Genomic DNA, 2,139 nt, shown 5'->3' on the forward strand with positions numbered 1-2,139 from the left:
GAGACGCTGTGGCGTTCCGCCCCTGACGCCCCGTGGTTCGAGGGCGTGGCCTACGGCGTCCCCGCGCTCGAGGGCGGCCGCTGGTGGACCGTGTTCGCCGGCCCGTGGTTCGGGATGACCCCTCTCCAGCACGTGTCGCTCCTCGTGCTGGTGGCGGTGGGGATCGGGGTGGGCGAGTGGCGACTGGGGTCGGCGCGGACGGCCCTGGTCGCGATCGGTGGCCAGCTGATCGGCGTGCTGGGGGCGTTCGGCGTCCTCGTCCCCGGTGACGCGGTGGGCTGGGAGTGGGCCACCGAGTTGTCCGTGGTGCTCGACGTGGGGTGCTCGACCGCGGTGATCGCCGTGCTGGCCGCCACCACGGCCACGCTGGTGTCGCCGTGGCGACTGCGCGCACGGGCCCTGCTCTACGGCTATGTGATCGTGTCGTTCCTGTTCCTCGGGCGCCTGTCCGACCTCACGCACCTCATCGCCTTCGCGGTGTTCCTGCTGGTGGGCGAGTGGTTCTTCTCCCGCACCGAGCGGGGACTGCGGCCCCGCACGCGGCGCGAGACCAGGCTTGTCGTCTCGGCCGGGATGTGGTTCCTCGCCGCGGTGCACGTGGTGGTCTACTTCGTCCCCGCGGAGGGCCCCCTCGGCCCGACCGAGGCCGACGACGTGAACCTGGCCGGCATGCTCCTGTCCGTCCTGGTCGCCGCGGTGACCGCCGAGCTGCTCCGCCGCGGCTACCGGGTGGCGTGGCTCGTCGCCCTCGTGTACGCGCTCCTCACGGCGGTGGCGACGCTCGTCGTCACCGTCCTGGTCGTGACCGCGGATTTCGAGAGCCTCGGCGCCGTCACCGCGGGTACGGGCCTGCTGTGGACGGGCGAGGCCGTCCTGCTCATCGCCGGCCGGGGCGCGTTCGGGGTCCGGATCCGGCGACGGGTCACCGGCTCCTCGGTCCACTCGGACGAGGTGATCGACCGCGTCCGCGCGCTCATCCGCCGGCACGGCGGCAGCACCATGTCGTGGATGATCACGTGGCAGCCGATGAACTACTTCTTCGGGCCCGGAGCACGGGCCGGTGGGGGCCCCGACGGGGAACCGGACGCCGTCGACACGAGCGCGCCGGCCGCCGGCGTGGTGGGTTACCGCCTGCACGTCGGCACCGTCATCGCGCTGGCGGATCCGGTGGCCGCACCCGCCGACCGCGCCCGGCTGCTGACCGAGTTCGTGGACTTCGCCGAGGCGCAGGCCGCGGTGCCGTGCCTGTTCTCGGTGTCGGCCGAGACCGCCGACACCATGCGGGCGCACGGCTGGCGGGCGCTGCAGATCGCCGAGGACACCATCATGGACCTGCCCGATCTGGCGTTCGGCGGCAAGAAGTGGCAGAAGATCCGCAGCGCCATGAACAAGGCGGAGAAGAACGGCACGAGTTTCGTCTCGGGCCTGCTGCGGGAGCAGCCGTCCGCGATCCTGGGGCAGGTCCGCCAGATCTCCGAGCAGTGGGTCGGGGACAAGGAACTGCCCGAGATGGGCTTCACCCTCGGCACGGTCGAGGAGGCTCTCGACGACGACGTCCGCATCGCCCTGGCCGTCGACTCGGGCGGGGTGGTCCAGGCCGCCCTCTCCTGGCTGCCCGTCTACCGCGGCGGAGCCGAGGGCGGCGTGCGAGGCTGGACACTGGACGTGATGCGCAAGCGCAACGGGCCCGGCGCGAACAACATGATCGAGTTCCTCATCGCCCGGTCCGCGCTCGAGTTCAAGGACGAGGGGGCCGATTTCGTCTCGTTGTCCGGTGCCCCGTTGGCGCGGAGTGGCGACGACGACGAGGTGGCCACCCTCGACAGGGGTCTGGACCTGCTCGGTCAGGCGCTCGAGCCGTACTACGGGTTCCGTTCGCTCCACCAGTTCAAAGCCAAGTTCAATCCGCGGATCGAGCCCGTGTACCTGTGCTTCCGCGACGAGGCCGACCTGCCGCGGATCGGGGTGGCGATCGGCCGGGCGTACCTGCCGGGTGCGACGACCCGCCAGCTCGCCGCGCTGGCCCGGTCGGGGAAGTCGGAGACCATCGACGCCTGAGGCCTCCGCCCCCGAGCTGCGGCATCCGCTCCCGAGCTGCGGCATCCGCTCCCGCGCCTGCCCGGCCAGAACGCCGCCGCC

1 protein-coding gene is annotated in these 2,139 nt (G+C 72.1%); it reads left to right on the forward strand.

Features of this window, described 5'->3' with window-relative positions:
- Positions 1-2,058: DUF2156 domain-containing protein (locus G6022_RS09760; RefSeq protein WP_182691453.1), on the forward strand; the 2,058-nt coding region annotated here is incomplete at its 5' end.
- Positions 2,059-2,139: the final 81 nt, after the last annotated feature.

Source organism: Dietzia sp. Cai40, assembly GCF_014145165.1.
In the GTDB taxonomy this organism is placed as follows: domain Bacteria; phylum Actinomycetota; class Actinomycetes; order Mycobacteriales; family Mycobacteriaceae; genus Dietzia; species Dietzia natronolimnaea.